This window comes from Streptomyces sp. NPDC008079 (assembly GCF_042957385.1).
Lineage (GTDB): Bacteria > Actinomycetota > Actinomycetes > Streptomycetales > Streptomycetaceae > Actinacidiphila.
The window spans coordinates 106,810-126,442 of sequence record NZ_JBIBIC010000007.1 but is presented as its reverse complement, the minus strand read 5'-3'; the positions used below and the strand labels follow the sequence as shown (position 1 = coordinate 126,442).

Here is a 19,633-nt window from a genome sequence, read left to right as displayed (position 1 = left end):
TACGTTCCAAGCCCTGTGATCTACGTCTCTTCGAATGGGGGCGTTTTCGCAGGCTACCCCGCTCGCGGGCGGTATGGGGCGATCCCGTAGCGTGCTGTCTCCTCATGAGGGGCGGAGTACATGGCACAGAATGGGACAGCGGGCCGCAGCGTCGTCGTGACCGGCGGGGGTACGGGCATCGGTCGGGCGATCTCGATCCGCTTCGCCGAGGAGGGCCACCACGTCACGATCGTCGGCCGTCGCCGTGAGGTCCTGCATGCCACCGCGGAGGAGCTGCGCCGGGAACGCGGGCTGGACGTCACCCCGGTCGCCTGCGACCTGGCCGACCCCGACGACGTCGAGGCGGCGCTCCGGCACCTGCCCGAGCAGGTCGACGTCCTGGTGAACAACGCGGGCAGCCGGGAGCTGGCGATCGGCGCGGGCCCGCACGGGGTGCTCGCCCGCTGGCGCGGCGACTTCGAGCGCAATGTGCTGACCGCGGTGCTGCTGACCGAATCGCTGCGGGACCGCTTCACCGACAGCGGCCGGGTGGTCACGGTCACCTCGGTGGCCGCGCTGCGCGGCGGCGGCTCCTACGGGGCCTCCAAAGCCGCCCTGCACGCCTGGAACCACTCGCTGGCCGCCCAGCTCGGCCCGCAGGGCGTCACGTGCAACATCGTGGCGCCCGGCACCGTGGCGGGCACCGAATTCTTCGGCTCGCGGCTCAACGACGCCGAGCTGACCCGGCGGGCCGGGCGCACGCTCGTGGGCCGCGTCGGCCACCCCGCCGACGTGGCGGCGGCCGTGCTCTTCCTCGCGTCCCCCGAGGCCGGCTTCATCACCGGCGAGATCCTTCAGTGCAACGGCGGCGAACTGCTCGGCCGGTGACCCGGTGACCCGGTGACCCGGAGGTCCTGCGCTCCGGAGGCCCTGTGCTCCGGAGGTCCAGTGCGCCGGGAGCATTCCGCGTTCCGTGACAGGCGCGCCCGTACTCCCTGAGGAGTAGCCCGACTGGACCCTCAGGATGAATTCTCCTGGGAGCCCCCGAGGAATCCCCTGATCCAGGGGAAACCCCCTTGCCCCGTCCCACCGGCCGCTGTCAGTTTTGAAGCCCGGGGGCGGGAAGAGGGGCGGTGGAATGGACGTTGCACTGAACGTGTCGTCACTGGACTTCACCTCAGGTCTCGCTGAGTACCTGCGAGGTGGACACGTCTTCTGGGCATACGCGGTACTGGCCCTCACCACGGCCCCGCCGCTCGTGCCCAACTCCGTGCTGCTCGTGACCGGCGGAGTGATGGCGGCCGAGGGACGGCTGGACATCGCCCTCGTGCTGCTGGTGGTGGCGGGCAGCGCGGTCCTCGGCGACATGCTGATCCACCGCACCGGCCGGGCGCTCAGCGGCCGTGTCCTGGCCCGCATGGAGCGCAACGAACGCCGGGCGGCGCTGCTCAGATGGGCCGCCCTGCGGATACAGCGGCACGGTGTGCCCTTTGTGATCGGCGTGCGCTTTCTGCCCAGCGGCCGAGTGATAGGCGGTCTCGCGGCGGGTGTCGTGCGCTATCCCGCCCGGCGTTACGCGGTGGGCGCGGGTGTCGCGGAGGCCGTCTGGGCCAGCTATTCCGTCGGAGCCGGTTATTTCAGCGGCAAAGCCGCTTCCAACTCCTTCTTCGCCCTCTGCCTGGGGCTCGGTATATCGATGCTCGTCGCCGGTATCGGCACATTGGTGCAGTGGGTCTCGCGGGCGCGTGAGCGCCGCGATCCACGCATGGTGGGGGAGCGCGAGGCGCCCCGGCCTCCCTCGATGGTGGTACGGGCGTCCTTCGCGGGTGACGCGGTGGCCGTACCGGGACCCTCCGGCGGTGGTGGTACGGGACCGGCCGGTGGCCTGCCCGCGGGACCAGGGGCAGCGGCCACCACCACGTCGACATCCGTCACAGGCGCCACTGTCGCGCGCACAAGTCCGCCACCGGGCAAGGACCGGGGCGGATTTCCCTGTTTCTCGGCCGGCCGCGGCAAGTAGCCGTCGGCCGCGTCCCCGGACCCGGAGTCAGCGCGCGGCGGCGGTGTCCGTGCTGTCTTCTGGGCTCCTGTCCGGGGCGGCGCCCTTGTCCGGGGCGGCGGCTGCGGCGGGGGCGGCGGCCGTGTCCGGGGCGGTGACCGCCCCGGTGCCCAGGTAGGGCGCCAGATAGCGGTAGAGCATCCCCTTCATCTCCCGCGCGTACGCGTCCCGTTCCTCGCCCTCGTGCTGGACGACGAGGTCGAGTCCTGCCTTGAACATCGCGAAGGACATCTGCGCCACAAGCGTGCGTTCCGCTGTGGACAGCGACGGCTGACGGACGCCGAGCAGTTCGGTGAGGCGCGCGAGCAGTGACGCGTGCAGCTCGTCGTGGCCCTCGGCGACCTTGCCGGGAGTGTCCGGGCCCTTGATCAGGGCGAGGAAGGCCGGGTTGGCGCAGTTGAACTCGATGAAGGGGCCGGCGACGGCGTCGATCATCTCGTCCAGCGGCAGCAGGGCGTTCTCGACGGTGAAGACCCGGCCGTGGGTGGCTTCCATCTCCTTGGCGAGCTGGCTGCCCAGCTCGACGGCGATGGCCTCCTTGTTCGGGAAGAACTGGTAGAGCGTGCCCGGCGACACCCCTGCCTCGCGGGCGATCGCGTTGGTGCTGGACGCCGTGTAGCCCAGCGCGCAGAACACGCTGGCGGCGGCCTGGAGGAGCTGTGTGACACGCCGCTCGCCGCGGGCCTGCCGACGGCGCGGCTGCCGCTCTTCCGCCTCGGACACGGTGACTCCCCAGGGGTATTGACAAACACGAGCGGTCACTCGCATTCTTGAAACGCGAGCGACAGTTCGCATTTGCGATTCTACGTCGCACTACGGGGAGAGGACACCTTTTGTCATGGCTGATGTCAACCACGACTCCGAGGTCGGGGGCTGGACGCGGGCCGTCACGGCCCGGCCCAGGCTGACGCTGCTGCTCGCCCTCCTCTTCACCGCGCTCGCGGTCGTCGCCGGGCGAGGCGTGGCCGACCGGCTGGCCAGCGGCGGCTGGGAAGCGCCCGACTCCGAGTCCTCGTACGCGACCGCGGCGCTCGCCGACCACTTCCCCGCCTCCCAGCCCAATCTGGTCCTGCTGGTCGACGCCAAGGGCGCGGGAGTCGACAGCCCCTCCGTTGCCGCGCAGGGGCAGGAGCTGGCCCGCAAGCTCGCCGCCGATCCGGCCGTCACCGGCGTCACCTCCTACTGGGGCACCCACGCGCCGGTGCTGCGCGCCAAGGACGACGGCTCGGCGATGATCACCGCCCGGCTCAAGGGCGACGACGACGCGGTGGCCACCGCCGTCAAACGGATCGCCCCCGCCTACCGCGGGGAGCACGGACCGGTCGACGTGAGCGTCGGCGGCTCTGCCGCCGTCCGGCACGAATTGCAGAGCACCATCCAGGACGACCTGGTCAAGGCCGAGATGATCGCCCTGCCCGTCACCCTGATACTGCTCGTCATGGTCTTCGGCAGCGCCATCGCCGCACTGCTGCCCCTGGGCGTCGGCATCATCGCGATCCTCGGCACCAACGCGGTGCTGCGCGCCATCACCTCGTTCACCGACGTCTCGGTCTTCGCGCAGAATCTCACCACCGCGCTCGGCCTCGGCCTCGCGATCGACTACGCCCTGTTCATCGTCCGCAGATTCCGCGAAGAGCTGGCGACCGGACTCACCCCGCGCGCGGCGGTCGGAGTGACCCTGCGCACCGCGGGCCGCACCGTCCTCTTCTCGGCCCTGACCGTCGCCGCCTCGCTCGCCGCGATGCTCGTCTTCCCGCAGTACTTCCTGCGCTCCTTCGCCTACGCGGGGATCGCCGTGGTGCTGCTGGCCGCCGCCGCGGCGCTGATCGCGCTGCCCGCCTGCCTGGTCCTGCTCGGAGACCGGGTCAACGCGCTGGATCTGCGCAAGGTACTGCGCCGCAGGCCCGCGAGCGACCCCGGTGCGGGATACGCCGCCTTCGCCCGGCTGGTGATGCGCAGGGCGCCGCTCTTCGCGATCGGCGCGGTCGCGGGCCTGCTGCTGCTCGGACTGCCCTTCCTCCAGGTGCGCTTCGGCGCCGCGGACGACCGGCAGTTGCCCTCGGCGGCCGAGTCCCATGTGGTGCAGCAGCACATCCGCCAGGAGTTCCCCGGCAGTCCCGACGGCGCCATCACGGTGCTGGCCGAAGGCGCCGACCGGTCCCAACTGGCCGGATACGAGAAGCGGGTGGCCGCCCTGCCCGGCGTGGTCCGGGTTGAGGGGCCGGTCGTCGCCCAGGACTCAGGCGCCGCCTATATGACGGTGCTGTCCACGAGCGAGGCTGTGGACGCCGGCACCCAGCACCTGGTCGGCGCGATCCGCGCCGTGCCCACGGACTTCAAAGCCTCGGTGACCGGCCAGGCCGCCGTCCTGGTGGACACCAAGGACACCATCGGCCAACGGCTGCCATGGGCGGCCGGGATCATCGCCCTGGTCACCTTGCTGCTGGTCTTCCTGCTCACCGGCAGCGTGATCATCCCGCTCCAGGCGGTGCTGCTCAACGCGCTGAGCCTCACCGCGATGTTCGGCGCGGTGGTGTGGGTCTTCCAGGACGGTCATCTGTCCGGACTGCTGGGCTTCACAGCCACCGGCAGCATCGAGACGACCCTGCCGGTGCTGATGTTCTGCGTGGCCTTCGGACTCTCCATGGACTACGGGGTGTTCCTGCTCTCACGGATCAAGGAGGAGTACGACCGCAGTGGCGACCACCAGGCGTCCATTGAGTTCGGGCTCAAGCGGACCGGCGGACTGATCACGGCGGCGGCGGTGATCCTGGCCGTGGTGATGGTCGCGATCGGCACCTCGCGGGTGGCCAACACCAAGATGCTGGGGCTCGGCATCGCGCTCGCGGTGCTCATGGACGCGATGGTGGTCCGCACCCTGCTGGTGCCCGCGGTGATGCGGCTGACCGGGCGGGCCACCTGGTGGGCGCCGCCGGTGCTGCGCCGCTTCCACGACCGGTTCGGCATATCGGAGGGCGGCGGCCAGGAGGCGCCGGAGGGCACGAAGGCCCCGCGCTCCTCGCGGGAGCGGCGGGACCCCGAGCCGGCCACGCGGAACTGAGGCTCAGTCCGGATCCCGGCGGCCGCGGTTTCCCGGCCGCCGGGCACTCCAGGCCCTGACGGTATCGGCGTACCAGAAGGGCTTGCCGCCCTCGACGACATCGGGCGGCGGGAGATGCCCGTGCTTCCGGTAGGAGCGGACGGTGTCGACCTGTACGCGGATGTGCGCGGCGATCTCGGCGTACGACCACAGGGTCCGGTCGGTCATCCCAGGTACCTCCGTACGGCGGGGCTGCTGTTGATCAGCACCTTCGTCCGGCCAACGACAGGTGAGCGTCACCGCATGGGCTTGTTGATCTTCTGTGACACGGAACCCGCGTAACGGTGACAAATGTGGCGAACGGGTAACGACCGCGCAGGTCGTCCGGACCGTGGCGGTGAAAGGGGGCACGATGGCGGGCTGAGACCGGAGGAAATCCGCGAGCGGGCAATCCGCCCACCCCTCGGCTCCGAATACCGGTCGGAGACTTGCGCGGGTGAGTCGGGACGGGATGGATCGCAGATGAGGGAAGCCGTACGGCTGGACGGCGTCGCAGGCGCCGGCCCCGACCTCCAGGAGCTGCTGGTCGCGGTCGCCCGCGGCGACGAGGCGGCGTTCGCCAGGGTCTACGACGCGGTGGCCGGGCCCGTGCTGGGGCTGGTGCGCTCGGTGCTGCGCGACCCCGCGCAGTCGGAGGAGGTCGCCCAGGAGGTGCTGGTCGAGGTCTGGCAGACCGCGACCCGCTTCCAGGCATCCCGTGGCAGCGCCATGACCTGGGTGATGACGCTGGCCCACCGTCGTGCGGTGGACCGGGTGCGTTCCGCGCAGGCGTCCTCCGACCGGGAGCACAAGGCCGCGCTGCTTGAGCACACCCCCGCCTTCGACGAGGTCGCGGAACAGGTCGAGTCACGGCTGGAGCGCGAGCAGGTGCGACGCTGTATGCGGACGCTCACCGAATTGCAGCGCCAGTCGGTGACGCTCGCCTACTACCAGGGATTCACCTACCGGGAGGTCGCCGAGTTGCTCGCGGCTCCGCTGGGGACCGTCAAGACCCGACTGCGGGACGGACTCATCCGCCTGCGCGACTGCTTGGGAGTGAGCGCATGACGACCGCCGATCTGCATACCCTCACCGGTGCGTACGCGGTGCACGCGCTGCCCGACGGTGAGCGGGAGGAATTCGAACGGCACATCGCCGACTGCTCGGCCTGTGCGCAGGAGGTCCGCGAGCTGTCCGCGACGGCCACCCGGCTGGCGCTGGCCGCCTCGGTCGTGCCGCCGCCGCACATGCGTGAGCAGGTGCTGCGCCGGGTCGCCGCCGTGCGGCAGGAGCCGCCGGTCGTCACGCGGCAGGAGCGGCGCGGTCTCGCCGGATGGGTGGCCGGGGCGCGGCGGCTGCCGCGTTACGCGCTGGCCGCGTGCATGGCGGGAGTGGTAGGGCTCGGCGGGGTGGCCGTCTGGCAGCACCAGGCCGCCGACGACGCGAGGCAGCGGGCGAATCAGGCCGAGCAGCGGGCGGGCGAGCTCTCCCAGGTGCTCTCGGCGCCCGACGCGGCGAGCACCACACGGAAGCTCAGCACCGGCACGACCGCGACCGTGGTGGTCTCCCGGAGCCTGGGCAAGGCCGCTTTCCTGGCCGCCGGTATGCCGACGCCGGCGGCCGGGAAGACGTACGAGCTGTGGTTCGACGACGGCGGGAAGATGCGGCCGGCGGGTCTGATGGACCCGTCAGCCACCGACCAGGCCGTGGTGCTGGAGGGGCGGATCGACAACGCCTCCGGGGTGGGCGTGACGGTCGAACCGGCCGGCGGCTCGCAGCAGCCGACGAGTGCCCCGCTGGCGCTGGTGACGTTCCCGGCGGCGGCCCGTGCCTGAGACGTCGCGGACCGGGTCGTCCATCGCGCTGTTCACCGCGGACCTGCGGTTGCACGACAACCCCGTGCTGGCCGCGGCGGTGGCGGCGGCCGGGAGCGTGGTCCCGCTGTTCGTGGTGGACGAGGGCATCGCGCGAGCCGGATTCGCGGTGCCGAACAGGGCGGCGTTCCTCGCCGACTGCCTGGCCGACCTGGACGCGGGCCTGCGGGCCCGCGGCGGGCGGCTGGTCGTGCGGCGCGGCGACGTCGTCGAGGAGGTCGTCCGGGCCGCCGGCGACAGCGGGGCGCGGCAGGTGCACATCGCGGCCGGGGTGAGCGGTTACGCCCTGCGCCGTGAGGACCGGCTGCGCAAGGCCCTGGCGGAGGCGGGCTGCGAGGTGGTGGTGCACGAGGCCGTGGTCACCGCGGCCCCGCCCGGCGCCGTCACCCCCGTGGGCCGCGACCACTTCGCCGTCTTCACACCGTACTTCCGGCGCTGGGGCGCCGAGCCCCAGCGCCGCGTGCTGGACGCGCCGCGCAAGGTCACCGTGCCCGAGGACGTGAAGTCCGCCGCGCTGCCCTCCGCCGCCGAGCTGACCGGGCCGGGCGGCGGGCAGCCGTCGCCGGGCCTGCCGCCCGGCGGGGAGACGGCGGGTCGCAAGCTGGCGGGCAGTTGGTGGCGTTCGGGCCTGGAGGGTTACGCGGACCAGCACGACGACCTGGCGGGTGACGCGACCTCCCGGCTCTCGCCGTATCTGCACTTCGGGTGCGTGTCCGCGACCGAACTCGTCCACCGGGCGCGGTCGGTGAGCGGCCGGGGCGCGGAGGCGTTCATCCGGCAGCTCGCCTGGCGCGACTTCCACCATCAGGTGCTCGCCGCGCGGCCGGACGCGGCGCACCGCGACTACCGTTCCCGGCACGACCGTTGGCGCACCGCCCCCGAGGAGGTCACCGCCTGGCGCGAGGGCCGCACCGGCTACCCCATCGTGGACGCCGCGATGCGCCAACTGCTGCACCAGGGCTGGATGCACAACAGGGGCAGGCTGCTCGTGGCGAGCTTCCTGACCAAGACGCTGTACGTGGACTGGCGGATCGGCGCCCGGCACTTCCTGGACCTGCTGGTCGACGGCGACATCCCCAACAACCAGCTCAACTGGCAGTGGTCGGCGGGCACCGGCACCGACACCCGGCCCAACCGGGTGCTCAACCCGCTGCTCCAGGCGGCCCGTTTCGACCCGGACGGCGACTATGTGCGGCGCTGGGTTCCGGAACTGGCCGAGTTGGAGGGGGCGGCGGTGCACCAGCCGTGGAAGCTGTCGGGTCCGGAACGGGAGCGGTTCGACTACCCGGATCCGATCGTGGCCCTGAGTGAGGGGCACGCCCGCTTCTCGCGGGCCCGCGGCCTGGACGACTGACCGCGAACCCGCGAACCGACCGAACCCACCGAAACCGCCGACCGAGCGGAGCCGACCCACTCACCACGACCGGTGCCCCCAGCGGCCCGGCTGCCGCCGACTACGCCCGCCCGTCAACACCGCCCTTTCGCGGCGGCCACGGGAAGAAACCACTCGTCCGGGCGACGTATTCGGCGTAGCCGGGCCGCTGTGCCATGTGCCGTTCCAGCAGCGGCTTCCCGCTGCCCCGCAGGAGCAGGAAGCTGATGGTCAGCGGGCCGAGCACGGCCAGCACGACGGCGCCCGCCGCCGACGACCAGCGGGCGCCGTCGCACGCCAGCACGTACAGCCCCCACCAGACGCAGAAGTCGCCGAAGTAGTTGGGGTGCCGGGTCCAGCCCCACAGGCCGCGGTCCATCACCTGACCGCGGTGCGCGGGATCGGCCTTGAAGCGGGCGAGCTGGTGGTCGCCGACCGCCTCGAAGACCAGCCCGACCAGGCACAGCGCCGCGCCGACCGCCGCCGCCGGGCCGACGGACCCCGGCAGATAGCAGGCGACCTGCACCGGCAGCGACACCACGCACACCAGCAGACCCTGGAGGAGGTAGACGATCCGGAAGGCGTACCCGTTGCGGCGGTCGGCCGGGACCTTGGACAGCATCTTCTCGTAGCGCGGATCCTCGCCGTGGCCACGGCCGCGCCAGGCGATGTGTCCGGCCAGCCGCAGCCCCCACACCACGGTCAGGACGAGGACCAGCAGCCGCCGCCCGTCGTCACCGTGCCCCGACGACATCCCGTACGACACGACGGCGACCGCCGCGAAGGCGGCGCCCCACGCCACGTCGACCACCCGGTGCATGCCCTTGGCCACCGCGACCGCGAAGGTCACCAGCATCACGGCGAGCGCCGCGCCCGCCGCCGCCGCGAGATTCACGCAGAATGCGCCCCACGGAAAGCCGTTCACCGGCCTGCCGCCGAGTCTTCCGCGTGCACGGCACCAGTCGGCCCCGATTCCCCGGTGGCCCCCGCCGCCCCCTCCAGCACGAACTGCCGCACATCCAGGTACCCGGACCGGAAACCGGCCTCCGAGTAGGCCAGATAGAACGTCCACAGCCGCCGGAAGACCGCGTCGAAGCCGAGCGCCGCCACCTCGTCCGCGCACCGCGCGAACCGCTCGCGCCACAGCCGCAGCGTCTCCGCGTAGTGCGGTCCGAACGCCTCGGCGCTGACGATCCGCAGCCCGGTGGCCTCGCCGCTCACCTCGGAGATGGCCTCGGCGGAGGGGATCATGCCGCCGGGGAAGACGTACTTGTGGATCCAGGTGAAGGTGGGAAGGCTCACCAGCATCCGGTCGTGCGGCATGGTGATCGCCTGGAGCGCGATCCGGCCGCCGGGCGCGAGCCGCCGTTCCAGGGTGCGGAAATACTCCGGCCAGAACTCGTGGCCGACCGCCTCGATCATCTCGACGCTGACCACCGCGTCGTACTCGCCCTCGACCTCGCGGTAGTCGCGCAGCAGCACCTCGACACGGTCCTGGAGCCCGGCGGCGCGGACCCGTTCCAGCGCCAGTTCACGCTGCTCGCGCGAGAGCGTCACGCTCACCACGCGGGCGCCGCGCGATGCCGCGCGCACCGCCAGCTCGCCCCAGCCGGTGCCGATCTCCAGCAGCCGGGTGCCGGGGCCGACCCCGGCCGCGTCCAGCAGCAGGTCGATCTTGCGGTGCTGGGCGGCGGGCAGCAGGTGCTCGTCGGCAGGGAAGCCGCGGAAGACCGCGGAGGAGTACGTCATCGTCTCGTCGAGGAAGAGCGAGAAGAGGTCGTTGGACAGGTCGTAGTGCCGGTGGATGTTGTCGCGCGCGCCCTCGCGGGTGTTGCGCTGCGCCTCCGGCCGCCGCCTGGCCCACGCGCCGCGCAGCCGTTGCAGGGACGGCGGTACGAGGGTGGCGACGTTGTCGGCGAAGACCGTGAGCACACCGGTCAGGTCGTCCGCGTCCCACTCCCCGGCCATGTACGACTCGCCGAAGCCGATCAGGCCCTCGGCGCCGATCCGGCGGAAGAAGGACCGCGGGTCGTGCACCCGCATCAGCGGGCCGCCGAGCCCCAGCGTGCGGGCGCCCTCGCCCGCGTCGTCGCCGTCCGGGCCCGCCAGCCGCACCCGCAGCGGCAGCCGTTCCAGCGCCCTGCGGACGAGGAAGGCCGCGACGGCCGCGCGCGCGGCCGAACAGCGGGGCGCCGCCGCGACGTCCGGCCAGCGCTCGGCGTCGACCGCCGCGCGCACCCTGGACGTCGACACGGGCGAGACGGCGGCCCCGGCAGTCACCGGGGCGGCCGGAGTGGATGACACGGTCACCGCATTCCCTCCTGAACGTGATGGCTTGGCCGCGGCCGTACGGGCAGGCCGCGCAGATACAGCAGAACACCGTGGAATCTGATCCCCGCGGAGACGAGGAGCGTCGACCACGGATGGCGTACAGCGGCCCGGAGCAGTCCGGCCGCGGTGGCCGGGCGGCGGTCGCCGCTCACGGTCGCGGTGAAGGGGCGTTTTCCGTCCAGTTCCAGATGGACCGTCACGGAAAGGCGGTTTCCCGGCTCCGGCACCCGCATGCGGTAGTCGCCCTCCACCGGGAAGAACGGGGAGACGTACAGCTCCTTGGCGGTCGAGGCACGGCCCTCGGCGTCAGGCGCCAGCAGATAGCAGTGCCGCTCGCCATAGGTGTTGTGGACCTCCGCGACCACATGGCGGGGCGTGCCGTCACGCGCGTGGCACCAGTACAGGGTCAGCGGGTTGAAGACATGGCCGAGGACACGGGCGTGCGTGAGCATCAGCACGCGGCCGTCCGCGGGGACCGCCCCCTGCGCGGCGAGGAACCGGTCGAGCCCCGCCCTGACCGTGGGCGCCGTACCGCCGAAGTGGTCCCGCGCCCGGAAACCGGCCAGCGGGCGCAGCGGCAGCGGCAGTCGGGGCATGCGGTCCACGTCGACCAGCCACATATAGGTGCGCATACGGAAGGAGTGCCGCACGGGGCGGTTACGGGCGTGGGCGATCCGACAGTCGTACAGCGAAGGCGCCACCGTCACCACCTCCGCCTCCGCCACCACCGGAGCCGTCATGACCACTCCACCCCCAGCGCGCGCGCCGCCGCCACCCCGGAGGCGCAGCCGTCCTCGTGGAAACCCCAGCCGTGGTAGGCGCCCGCGTAGGCGACCACCGGCCCGTTCAGTTCGGGCAGCCGTCGCTGCGCGGCCACCGACTCCGGCGTGTACTGCGGGTGTTCGTACGCCATCCGGTCCCGTACGGCGGAGGGGTCGACCCGGTCGGCGCCGTTGAGCGTCACCACATATGTGTCGGCGCCGTCCAGCCGCTGGAGCCGGTTCATGTCGTAGCTGACCAGGACGGCGCCGGCGTCCGAGGCGCAGGACGGCATCAGGTAGTTCCACGACGCGCGGGCGCCGGACGCGCGCGGCAGCACGCCGGTGTCGGTGTGCAGCAGCGCGGGATTGACGGTGTACGGGATCGCGCCCAGCACCTCGCGCTCGGCCGCGGTGGGCTCGGCGAGCAGGCTCAGCGCCTGGTGCGGGTGGACGGCGACGACCACCGCGTCGTAGCGCTCGGTGGTGCCGTCCTCGACGGTGACCTCGGCGCCGCCGGGGACGCGGCGCAGCGCGGTCACCGGGCTGGAGGTGTGCACGGCGGACACCTCCTTGCCCACCCGCTCGACGTACGTACGGGAGCCGCCGGTGATCGTGCGCCAGGTGGGGGAGTCGCCGACGCTGAGCAGGCCGTGGTGGTCGAGGAAGCGGAAGAGGTAGCGGGCCGGGAAGTCCAGCGCGGTCGCGGGGGAGCAGGACCAGACGGCGGAGACCAGCGGGGTCATGAAGTGCTGGACGAAGTAGGGGGAGTAGCGGCCGTCGGCGAGGAATTCCCGCAGCGTGCGGTCGGTGGCGGCAGCGCGCGCACCCGTGTCCGTATCCGAGCCCGTATCCGCGGAAGAACCCGAACCCGCTTCACCGCTCTCCGCGAGCAGCCGCCGCGCCCCGCGGTGGAAGGCCGTGACCTCGGTCAGCATCCGCAGATAGCGGCCCCGCAGCGCGTTGCGCGGCTGCGCGAAGAGCCCGCGCGGCCCGCGGGCCCCGGCGTACTCCAGGCCGCAGCCCTCGCACCGCACCGACATGCTCATCTCGGACTCCTGCGTGGCGACGTCCAGCTCGCGCAGCAGCCGCAGCAGATGCGGATAGGTGCGGGCGTTGTGCACGATGAAGCCGGTGTCGACGCTCAGGGACCGGCCGTCGGGGTCGGCCACGTCGTGGGTGTCCGCGTGCCCGCCGAGCCGGTCGTCCGCCTCGTACAGGGACACGTCACTCGCGCGGTGCAGCACATGGGCGGCGGTAAGGCCCGCCACTCCGCTGCCTATCACCGCGATCCGACGTCGTTCGGCCGTCATGCGATCCCCTCGGTCAGTGCTCGATGTCCGGTGACACCCCGTGGTGCCCGGTGGCGCCCCGTGCCCGGTCGGTGTCCGGCGCGGCCGGAACGGCGACCGGCACCGGTGCGCCCTCACTGATCATTCGTGGCCGCCGCCGCCGCGGATTGGTGCGGGAGCGGAACGTTCCGGCGGTGATCTTCACGGTCCCCACCTGCGGCGGAACCCGTCGGTCCGGGGGACGCGGAATCCCGTACCAATCCGCCGGGCGAGTGGCCACGAATGCGGGATGTGACCGACCAGGAGACCATCAGCCCCGGCAGTGCGCTGGAGCCTCATCAGCCACATGGCCCGAGCGCCGCCGGCCGGCTGCTGAGGGTCGTACTCGGCGCGCTGAGCGGCCTGTTGGCCGCTGCCGCGTCGCTCGGTTTCGCCGAACTCGTCGCCGTGGCCGCCCGTCCCGAGGCCAGTCCGGTGACGGCGGTCGGCGGCGCGGTCATCGACCGCACACCGGTGTCCCTGAAGGACTACGCGGTACGGAACTTCGGCACCAACGACAAGCTGGTGCTGCAACTGGGCATCGTCGCGATCCTGGCCCTCTTCGCCTTCGTGCTCGGCGTGTTCGCGCTGCGTTTCCGGCGCACGGGCTGCGCGGGCGTGCTGGCCTTCGGCGTCATCGGGGCGGTCGCCGCCTGGAGCCGACCCGACTACCACCGGCTGGACGCGCTGCCGTCGATCGTCGGCGCGCTGCTCGGAGCGGCGGCGCTGTGGCTGCTGACGCGGCGGCTCACGCTCCGCGCCGCACCGGCCGCGCGCGTGCCGGAACAGGCCGCCGCGCCGGAGACACCGACCGCTCCGTCCGCCGTGGAGCGCGCCGCGGAGGACGACGAGGACACCGCCGAGATCCCTCTGCCACGGACGGAAACGCCCGCCCCGGAGGCCGGGCCCACCTCCCGCCCCGCGTTCGACCGCCGTGGCTTCGTGCTGGCCGCTGCCGCCACGGCTGCCGCGTCCGCGGGTGCGGGAGCCCTGGGCCGTACCCTCAACAACCGCCGCGGCGCCGTCGCGGTGGCCTCACGGAAGGCCATCGCGCTGCCCGCCCCCGCCTCCCGCGCCGCGGCCGTCCCGCGCGGGGCGGACCTGGGAATCCCCGGCCTGAGCGCGTTCACCACGCCGAACGCGAAGTTCTACCGCGTCGACACCGCCCTGGTCGTGCCGAAGATCGACGCCACCACCTGGCGGCTGCGCATCCACGGCATGGGCGTGGGCAAGGAGTTGACGCTCTCCTACGACGACCTGCTGCGCCGTGACCTGATCGAGCGGGACATCACGCTGACCTGCGTGTCCAACCAGGTCGGCGGCCCGTACGTCGGCAACGCCCGCTGGATCGGCGTCCGGCTGGCCGATCTGCTGCGCGAGGCGGGGGTACGGCCCCCGTCGCGCGGTGGCAGGGCGGACCAGCTGGTGGCGCACTCGGTGGACGGCATGGCCATTGGCTCACCGGTGGAGACCGTGCTCGACGGCCGTGACGCGATGCTCGCGCTCGGCATGAACGGCGAGCCGCTGCCCTTCGCGCACGGTTTCCCCGTCCGCATGCTGGTGCCCGGCCTGTACGGCTATGTGTCGGCCTGCAAGTGGCTGCGCGAACTCGAACTGACCACCTTCGACTCCTACGACGCCTACTGGGTCAAACGCAGCTGGTCGCGCGAGGCGCCGATCAAGACCGAGTCGCGGATCGACACCCCGAAGCCGTTCGCCAGTCCCAAGGCGGGCCGGGTGCCGGTGGCCGGGGTGGCGTGGGCGCAGCACCGGGGCATCGACCGGGTGCAGGTACGGGTCGACGGCGGCCGGTGGCAGACCGCCCGGCTCGCGGACGAGGACAGCACCGACACCTGGCGGCAGTGGCTGTGGGAGTGGGACGCCACGCCCGGCAGTCACACGCTGGAGGTCCGCGCGACGGACCGTGACGGCTACACGCAGACCGACCACCGCGTCGGCACCGTCCCGAACGGCGCGACCGGCTGGCACTCGGTGGTGGTCAGCGTCGACTGACCCGTCGGCGCGCCGACCATCCGACGACCTGTTCGCCTTCGAGCGGCCCGCCGCCCCCCCCCGGGCTATCCGCCCCCCCGGGCTATCCGCCCCCCTGACCATCCGCCTCCCCAACTCCCCGCCACAGACGACTTTTCCGCACGCACATGTCGCATAGACCGCACATATAGAGGAGAAAAACCATGTTCAACCTCCGCGCCCGCCGCATCGCCGTCGCCGTGACGGCCGCCGCCGTCCTGCCGCTGGCCCTCAGCGCCTGTTCGAGCGACGACAACAAGAAGGACGACTCGGCGGCGGCGAGCCCGTCCACCTCGGCGAGCGATCCGGCGATGGCGCCCACCAGCGACGCGCCGAGTGACGCCTCGACGAAGGACGCGCCCTTCGGCCCCGGCTGCGCCACCGTGCCCAAGAACGGCGCGGGCAGCTTCGACGGCATGTCCAAGGACCCGGTGGCGACCGCCGCCTCGCACAACCCGGCGCTGTCGACGCTGGTCGCCGCCGTCCAGAAGGCCGGTCTCGTCGACACCCTGAACAACGCCCAGAACATCACCGTCTTCGCGCCGACCAACGACGCCTTCGCGAAGATCCCGAAGGCCGACCTCGACAAGGTCCTCGCCGACAAGGCGATGCTCACCAAGATCCTCACCTACCACGTGGTCGGCGAGCCGGTGAAGGCGCCCGAGGGCCTGTCCAAGGGCACCTACACCACGCTGGAGAAGGGCACCCTGACGACCTCGGGCTCCGGCGAGGCGTACAAGGTCAACGACACCGCGAACGTGGTCTGCGGCAACGTCACCACCGCCAACGCCACCGTGCAGATCATCGACACGGTGCTGATGCCCAAGTAGCCGTTGGGGACCAGGCGTTACGGATCACTCCGGACGGCCCGCGACGACGCGCAGCAGGTGTTCCGCCACGGCGGACATCGCGTCGCGGGCCGGCCGCAGATAGCGCCGCGGGTCGACGACGGCCGGGTCCGCCGCCAGGTGCTCCCGTACCGCCCCGGTGAAGGCGATGTTCAGCGCCGTACCGATGTTGACCTTCACCATCCCGGCGGCGACGGCCCGCCGCAGCTCGTCGTCCGGCACACCGGACGAGCCGTGCAGCACCAGCGGTACGGGTACGGCCGTGCGCAGCGCGGCTATGAGTTCGTGGTCGAGGCGCGCGGAGCGGTCGGTCATCGCGTGCGAGCTGCCGACCGCGACGGCGAGCGCGTCCACCCCGGTCGCGGCGGTGAAGGCGGCGGCCTCGGCGGGGTCGGTCCGCACGCCGGGCGCGTGCGCGCCGTCCTTGCCCCCGACCTCGCCCAGCTCGGCCTCGACCCAGGCGCCCTGGCCGTGCGCCCACTCCACCATCCGCGCGGTGGCCCGCAGATTCTCCTCGTACGGCAGCTTCGACGCGTCGAACATCACCGAGGACGCCCCGGCCGCCACGCCCGCCCGCAGCAACTCCTCGCTCTCCACGTGGTCCAGGTGCAGGGCGACCGGCACCGCCGCGCCCCGCGCGACCGCCGCCGCCCCCGCCAGCACCGGCTCGACCCGGCCGCCGTGGAAGGCCACCGCGTTCTCGCTGATCTGGAGGATCACCGGCAGCCCGGCGGCCTGCGCGGCGGAGGTGATCGCCTCCGCGTGCTCCAGCGTGATCACATTGAACGCGGCGACCCCGTGGCCCGCGGCCCGGGCTGCGGTGACGAGTTCTGCGGTGGAGACGGCAGGCATGGGATTCCTCGGGGTACGTACGGCGGTGCCGGTTTCACGGGTGCGGGCGGGGGTACGGGCGGCGGTCCGCCGAACAGCGGAGCGCCGCGCGGGGGTTGGCGTCAGGCCAGGACGACGGAACGCGTCAGGTTGCGCGGCCGGTCCGGGTCGTACCCCTTGTTCTCCGCGATGGCCACCGCGAGCCGCTGGACCCGCACCAGGTCGGCCAGCGGGTCGAGCACGGGCGCGCCCGTACCGCCGACCGCGCTCGTACCGCCGTCGGCGGGCGCGGCGGAACCGGCCTCGAGAAGGCCGCCCACGCCCGCGACGTTGTCCGCCAGGCCCTCGGGCAGGGCGCCGAAGGCCCACACCACGCGGCCGGGGCCGGTGATGCTGATCGGGCCGTGCCGGTACTCCATCGCCGGGTAGCTCTCGGTCCAGGCGCCCGCGGCCTCGCGCATCTTCAGCGCGGCCTCCTGCGCCAGGCCGTAGGTCCAGCCGGTGCCGAGGAAGGTGAACTGCTCGGCGGCCGTGACGGTGGTGGGCAGTTCCTGGGCGAGCGCCAGCCGCGCGTCGGCGACGGCCGCCGTCAGGTCGTGGCCGAGGTGGGCGCGCAGCAGCGCGAGCGCGGTGGTGGCGAACCGGGTCTGCACCACCGACTGTTCGTCGGCGAAGTCCAGCACCACGACCTCGTCGGCGGCCTCCATCACCGGGGTGTGCGGGTCGGCGGTGATCGCCGTGACCGCGACGCCCGCCGTACGCAGTCGCTCGCTCGCCCGCAGCACCTCGGTGGTGGTGCCGGAGCGGGTGATCGTCACTACACGGTCGTAGCCGCGGCCGAACGGGAACTCCGAGGCCGCGAAGGCGTCGGTCTCGCCGTGGCCGCCCTGTTCGCGCAGCGCCGCGTAGGACTGGGCCATGAACCAGGAGGTGCCGCAGCCGATCACCGCCACCCGCTCGCCGTCGCGCGGCAGCTTTCCGGCCTCGGCGGGAGCGAGATCGGCCGCCCGCTGCCAGCACTCGGGCTGGGAGGCGGTCTCGGTGGTGGTGAGGGACGCGGACATCGGGGCTCCTCGTGCGGTGTGCGAGATACGGCGTGCGAGATGCGACGCGCGGTGCGGATGCGCGATCCTGCTCGAAACGAGCAGCTATCGAGCATAAATGTACACAGAGGAGAGGGCTGGCGGAAGGTCCCGGACTGCGCTAAGGGCGCACGCGGGCGGCGCGCCCCCTGTCCGGCGGCCGAATGAGGCGCGCGTCACACTTCCCGCACCGGATGTCACATCCCGTCGCGCGGTCCGGCTCTCTGGTACGAGGGCGTGAACGGCGGCCGGACTTGACGAAGGCCGAACGGTGAGAACGAGAAGAACGAGGAGGAAACCCTGCCCGAGAGAAAGCTCCGCACGACAGGCAGGGCTCTTCGTCCTCTGTCAATTGCTTTACGCGAGGCCCGAAGCGCTCACGTGGATTCCTTCAGAGCCGCCGCTTCCGTTTTCGCGGCCACACGTTCGAGTAGCTCGTCGAGATCGTATTGCGCGCGTCCGGGACTGCCGTAGCGGGTGATCTTGCCGCGGCTGGCCCATTTCCTGATCGTCGCCTCGGAGACTCCGGCGGCGAGTGCGGCGAGTTGAGTCGGAACAAGCCGACTTCTATTGCGCGGTGGCGGATTCATGCGGCGTCCTCCGGGCGCTGGGATTGTGCTGCCGCTCCCGCAGTGCCGCGCGCGAACTGCCGCGTCTGCTGAATCTGCCGGGATAGCAGAAGCCATTGGTGGGGCTGCCAACTGTGTCCTGCGGTACAGCTCACTTCTCGGGTGCGCCGGCCGTCGGGCGACGACGGCGCCGTGGTCATCGCCGCGCTGCAACCGGAATGGATGCATTGGCCGAGATCCATGCGCAACGCGGGCTGCGTGTAGGCGGACCGGCGCGCGCGGTGCGTTATCTCGGAGATCTCCTCCGCGAAGTCCGCGGCGGTCGGGTGCGCGAGCAGCCAGTTGAGGTGGACGACGAGGAAGTCGGCCATCTCCTCCGGCTGCCTGCGGACCGGCTTGCGGACGGCGCGCTCCTCGGCGACCATCGCCGCCCACGAGGCCAGGAACCCGACGATGCCGGACCGGGCGGTGATCGCCGCCTCGTCCAGCCGTATTCCGGTCGACTGCCTGCTGCCGCTGACCCGTTGGAGAGTCGGGTTGCGGCGCGGATGGAGCACCGACTCGCAGTCGTCGTAGATCTCCGGCAGCTCCATCAGATTCGCCTTGAGATCGTGGTAGCACGAGGTGCACAGACGCAGCCCCGGGGCCGCTGTGCGGCGCGGTCGCGACCCGTGCGGCACGTTGCCGCATTTTTGGCCCACACATGGAGATGAATTCATTTGGTCACCCGTTGGTCATGATGTCGGAAGGTGGCTGTCGCAGTGCGAACTCGTCGATCGACTCGATGACCGAGGGGAGTGCGCCCTGTTCAGGACATGCCGAAAGTCGTCGTCGGTGCAGGTGAGCGACGTCCCGTCGGAACATGGCCGTGCATCGGCTGCCTCCGACGGAATGGCGCACCGTCAGCGGCGACCGCTGGATCCGGAACCTGTCGACGTACTCCAGGCGCGAGGGAACTACTCAGTGGAACGCCTGGACCATCTCAACGCAGTGCTGAACGCAGTGCAGAACGGTCGGCGAGGGCCGGGCCGACCGGATATACCGCGAGCAGCGGTGCTCGCGGGCTCCACAGACCAGTGGGGCCCATGGGGCACGCCGGATCATGGAGGTGTGCGTCGTGAGTGGATCGCACCGGTACGGGATGATGTGGGGCGCGCGTGTGCCGTGGCGTCGCCTAAGCGGGACGTCATCGTCCGTGCCACGCGGGACGGGGCCCGCCGCGCCGCCGAATCAACGGCCGAATCGACCGTCGAGTCGCCGGAGCGTGCGCGGACCTGGCCGGCCTCCGCGTCCGAGCAGTGGCTCGGGCGGAGACGGATGACGGTGCCCTGGGCCGCGCCCGGGACCGTTCGTAAAGCTGGATCCCCGCCGGTCGCCCGAGGGTGACCTGGAGAAACGCTCCCGTGGCGCCATGAGGTGACCGGCTCATCCACCGTGCCTGAAGCACCCCGGCACGAGACCGAGGTTACCGGCGATCGGAAACGCCGTG

At 72.0% G+C, this 19,633-nt stretch carries 19 protein-coding genes; 8 read left to right on the top strand and 11 right to left on the bottom strand.

Features of this window, described 5'->3' with window-relative positions:
* Positions 1-120: 120 nt before the first annotated feature.
* A complete protein-coding gene (locus tag ACFZAM_RS17315; RefSeq protein ID WP_355337035.1) occupies positions 121-867 on the top strand; it encodes an SDR family oxidoreductase in 747 nt (248 codons plus the stop codon).
* A gap of 250 nt (positions 868-1,117) precedes the next feature.
* Positions 1,118-1,999, top strand: a complete 882-nt coding sequence (locus ACFZAM_RS17310) for a VTT domain-containing protein (protein WP_391046881.1) — start codon at positions 1,118-1,120, stop codon at positions 1,997-1,999.
* A gap of 27 nt (positions 2,000-2,026) precedes the next feature.
* Here the strand turns inward: ACFZAM_RS17310 and ACFZAM_RS17305 are convergent, their stop codons facing one another.
* Positions 2,027-2,806 (bottom strand): TetR family transcriptional regulator, encoded by a 780-nt coding sequence (locus ACFZAM_RS17305; RefSeq protein WP_391046879.1) that lies wholly within the window; start codon positions 2,804-2,806, stop codon positions 2,027-2,029.
* 70 nt (positions 2,807-2,876) lie between these two features.
* Here ACFZAM_RS17305 and ACFZAM_RS17300 point away from each other — a divergent pair, with 70 nt between their 5' ends.
* A complete protein-coding gene (locus ACFZAM_RS17300) occupies positions 2,877-5,099 on the top strand; it encodes an MMPL family transporter (protein WP_391046877.1) in 2,223 nt (740 codons plus the stop codon).
* A 3-nt stretch (positions 5,100-5,102) separates the two neighbouring features.
* On the opposite strand, the gene ACFZAM_RS17295 is transcribed toward ACFZAM_RS17300, so the two are convergent.
* Positions 5,103-5,306 (bottom strand): AlpA family transcriptional regulator, encoded by a 204-nt coding sequence (locus ACFZAM_RS17295; RefSeq protein ID WP_188280324.1) that lies wholly within the window; start codon positions 5,304-5,306, stop codon positions 5,103-5,105.
* A gap of 294 nt (positions 5,307-5,600) precedes the next feature.
* On the opposite strand from ACFZAM_RS17295, the gene ACFZAM_RS17290 reads away from it, so the two are divergent.
* The 3 genes from ACFZAM_RS17290 to ACFZAM_RS17280 are packed head-to-tail and all read left to right on the top strand — an operon-like array spanning position 5,601 to position 8,345.
* Positions 5,601-6,185, top strand: coding sequence for a sigma-70 family RNA polymerase sigma factor (locus tag ACFZAM_RS17290; RefSeq protein WP_188280325.1), 585 nt, complete (start codon positions 5,601-5,603; stop codon positions 6,183-6,185).
* Positions 6,182-6,952, top strand: a complete 771-nt coding sequence (locus ACFZAM_RS17285; RefSeq protein ID WP_355337043.1) for an anti-sigma factor — start codon at positions 6,182-6,184, stop codon at positions 6,950-6,952. Before ACFZAM_RS17290 ends, ACFZAM_RS17285 begins: the two co-directional genes overlap by 4 nt.
* Positions 6,945-8,345 carry an FAD-binding domain-containing protein gene (locus ACFZAM_RS17280; protein WP_391046874.1) on the top strand — a complete coding sequence of 467 codons (1,401 nt, stop codon included), beginning with the start codon at positions 6,945-6,947 and terminating at the stop codon, positions 8,343-8,345. Before ACFZAM_RS17285 ends, ACFZAM_RS17280 begins: the two co-directional genes overlap by 8 nt.
* Before the next feature lie 100 nt (positions 8,346-8,445).
* Here the strand turns inward: ACFZAM_RS17280 and ACFZAM_RS17275 are convergent, their stop codons facing one another.
* Genes ACFZAM_RS17275 through ACFZAM_RS17255 form a run of 5 tightly spaced genes read right to left on the bottom strand, consistent with a single transcriptional unit; the run spans position 8,446 to position 12,949 of the window.
* Positions 8,446-9,288 carry a DUF1295 domain-containing protein gene (locus tag ACFZAM_RS17275; RefSeq protein WP_391046871.1) on the bottom strand — a complete coding sequence of 281 codons (843 nt, stop codon included), beginning with the start codon at positions 9,286-9,288 and terminating at the stop codon, positions 8,446-8,448.
* Complete coding sequence (locus ACFZAM_RS17270; protein ID WP_355337234.1) at positions 9,285-10,616, bottom strand: cyclopropane-fatty-acyl-phospholipid synthase family protein; 1,332 nt, start codon at positions 10,614-10,616, stop codon at positions 9,285-9,287. Before ACFZAM_RS17270 ends, ACFZAM_RS17275 begins: the two co-directional genes overlap by 4 nt.
* A gap of 53 nt (positions 10,617-10,669) precedes the next feature.
* A complete protein-coding gene (locus ACFZAM_RS17265; protein WP_391046869.1) occupies positions 10,670-11,434 on the bottom strand; it encodes a DUF1365 family protein in 765 nt (254 codons plus the stop codon).
* The gene (locus ACFZAM_RS17260) at positions 11,431-12,765 is read right to left on the bottom strand and encodes an FAD-dependent oxidoreductase (protein WP_391046867.1); all 1,335 of its coding nucleotides are present in this window, start codon (positions 12,763-12,765) and stop codon (positions 11,431-11,433) included. The genes ACFZAM_RS17265 and ACFZAM_RS17260 overlap by 4 nt, the downstream gene beginning before the upstream one ends.
* 13 nt (positions 12,766-12,778) lie before the next feature.
* Positions 12,779-12,949 (bottom strand): hypothetical protein, encoded by a 171-nt coding sequence (locus ACFZAM_RS17255; RefSeq protein ID WP_355337051.1) that lies wholly within the window; start codon positions 12,947-12,949, stop codon positions 12,779-12,781.
* A gap of 77 nt (positions 12,950-13,026) precedes the next feature.
* On the opposite strand from ACFZAM_RS17255, the gene ACFZAM_RS17250 reads away from it, so the two are divergent.
* Together ACFZAM_RS17250 and ACFZAM_RS17245 are read left to right on the top strand one after the other, a co-directional pair.
* A complete protein-coding gene (locus ACFZAM_RS17250; RefSeq protein WP_391046864.1) occupies positions 13,027-14,796 on the top strand; it encodes a molybdopterin-dependent oxidoreductase in 1,770 nt (589 codons plus the stop codon).
* Positions 14,797-14,978: 182 nt separating this feature from the next.
* Positions 14,979-15,644, top strand: a complete 666-nt coding sequence (locus ACFZAM_RS17245) for a fasciclin domain-containing protein (protein ID WP_391046862.1) — start codon at positions 14,979-14,981, stop codon at positions 15,642-15,644.
* Between the two features lie 24 nt (positions 15,645-15,668).
* Here the strand turns inward: ACFZAM_RS17245 and ACFZAM_RS17240 are convergent, their stop codons facing one another.
* From ACFZAM_RS17240 to ACFZAM_RS17225, 4 genes are all read right to left on the bottom strand, one after another.
* Entirely contained in the window at positions 15,669-16,514 is an 846-nt protein-coding gene (locus ACFZAM_RS17240) for a ketose-bisphosphate aldolase (protein ID WP_391046859.1), read from the bottom strand.
* Positions 16,515-16,615: 101 nt separating this feature from the next.
* Positions 16,616-17,557, bottom strand: coding sequence for an SIS domain-containing protein (locus ACFZAM_RS17235; RefSeq protein WP_391046856.1), 942 nt, complete (start codon positions 17,555-17,557; stop codon positions 16,616-16,618).
* Positions 17,558-17,952: 395 nt separating this feature from the next.
* Positions 17,953-18,165, bottom strand: a complete 213-nt coding sequence (locus tag ACFZAM_RS17230) for a MerR family transcriptional regulator (RefSeq protein WP_188280336.1) — start codon at positions 18,163-18,165, stop codon at positions 17,953-17,955.
* The gene (locus ACFZAM_RS17225; protein ID WP_355337059.1) at positions 18,162-18,737 is read right to left on the bottom strand and encodes a hypothetical protein; all 576 of its coding nucleotides are present in this window, start codon (positions 18,735-18,737) and stop codon (positions 18,162-18,164) included. The genes ACFZAM_RS17230 and ACFZAM_RS17225 overlap by 4 nt, the downstream gene beginning before the upstream one ends.
* Between the last annotated feature and the right edge of the window lie 896 nt (positions 18,738-19,633).

What these genes read in the sequence shown, in the direction of transcription:
- ACFZAM_RS17315 (WP_355337035.1), top strand. Translation starts at nt 121, where the DNA reads ATGGCACAGAATGGGACAGCGGGCCGCAGCGTCGTCGTGACCGGCGGG.
- ACFZAM_RS17310 (WP_391046881.1), top strand. Translation starts at nt 1,118, where the DNA reads ATGGACGTTGCACTGAACGTGTCGTCACTGGACTTCACCTCAGGTCTC.
- ACFZAM_RS17305 (WP_391046879.1), bottom strand. Translation starts at nt 2,806, where the DNA reads ATGCGAGTGACCGCTCGTGTTTGTCAATACCCCTGGGGAGTCACCGTG.
- ACFZAM_RS17300 (WP_391046877.1), top strand. Translation starts at nt 2,877, where the DNA reads ATGGCTGATGTCAACCACGACTCCGAGGTCGGGGGCTGGACGCGGGCC.
- ACFZAM_RS17295 (WP_188280324.1), bottom strand. Translation starts at nt 5,306, where the DNA reads ATGACCGACCGGACCCTGTGGTCGTACGCCGAGATCGCCGCGCACATC.
- ACFZAM_RS17290 (WP_188280325.1), top strand. Translation starts at nt 5,601, where the DNA reads ATGAGGGAAGCCGTACGGCTGGACGGCGTCGCAGGCGCCGGCCCCGAC.
- ACFZAM_RS17285 (WP_355337043.1), top strand. Translation starts at nt 6,182, where the DNA reads ATGACGACCGCCGATCTGCATACCCTCACCGGTGCGTACGCGGTGCAC.
- ACFZAM_RS17265 (WP_391046869.1), bottom strand. Translation starts at nt 11,434, where the DNA reads ATGACGGCTCCGGTGGTGGCGGAGGCGGAGGTGGTGACGGTGGCGCCT.
- ACFZAM_RS17260 (WP_391046867.1), bottom strand. Translation starts at nt 12,765, where the DNA reads ATGACGGCCGAACGACGTCGGATCGCGGTGATAGGCAGCGGAGTGGCG.
- ACFZAM_RS17250 (WP_391046864.1), top strand. Translation starts at nt 13,027, where the DNA reads ATGCGGGATGTGACCGACCAGGAGACCATCAGCCCCGGCAGTGCGCTG.
- ACFZAM_RS17245 (WP_391046862.1), top strand. Translation starts at nt 14,979, where the DNA reads ATGTTCAACCTCCGCGCCCGCCGCATCGCCGTCGCCGTGACGGCCGCC.
- ACFZAM_RS17240 (WP_391046859.1), bottom strand. Translation starts at nt 16,514, where the DNA reads ATGCCTGCCGTCTCCACCGCAGAACTCGTCACCGCAGCCCGGGCCGCG.
- ACFZAM_RS17235 (WP_391046856.1), bottom strand. Translation starts at nt 17,557, where the DNA reads ATGTCCGCGTCCCTCACCACCACCGAGACCGCCTCCCAGCCCGAGTGC.
- ACFZAM_RS17230 (WP_188280336.1), bottom strand. Translation starts at nt 18,165, where the DNA reads ATGAATCCGCCACCGCGCAATAGAAGTCGGCTTGTTCCGACTCAACTC.
- ACFZAM_RS17225 (WP_355337059.1), bottom strand. Translation starts at nt 18,737, where the DNA reads ATGGAGCTGCCGGAGATCTACGACGACTGCGAGTCGGTGCTCCATCCG.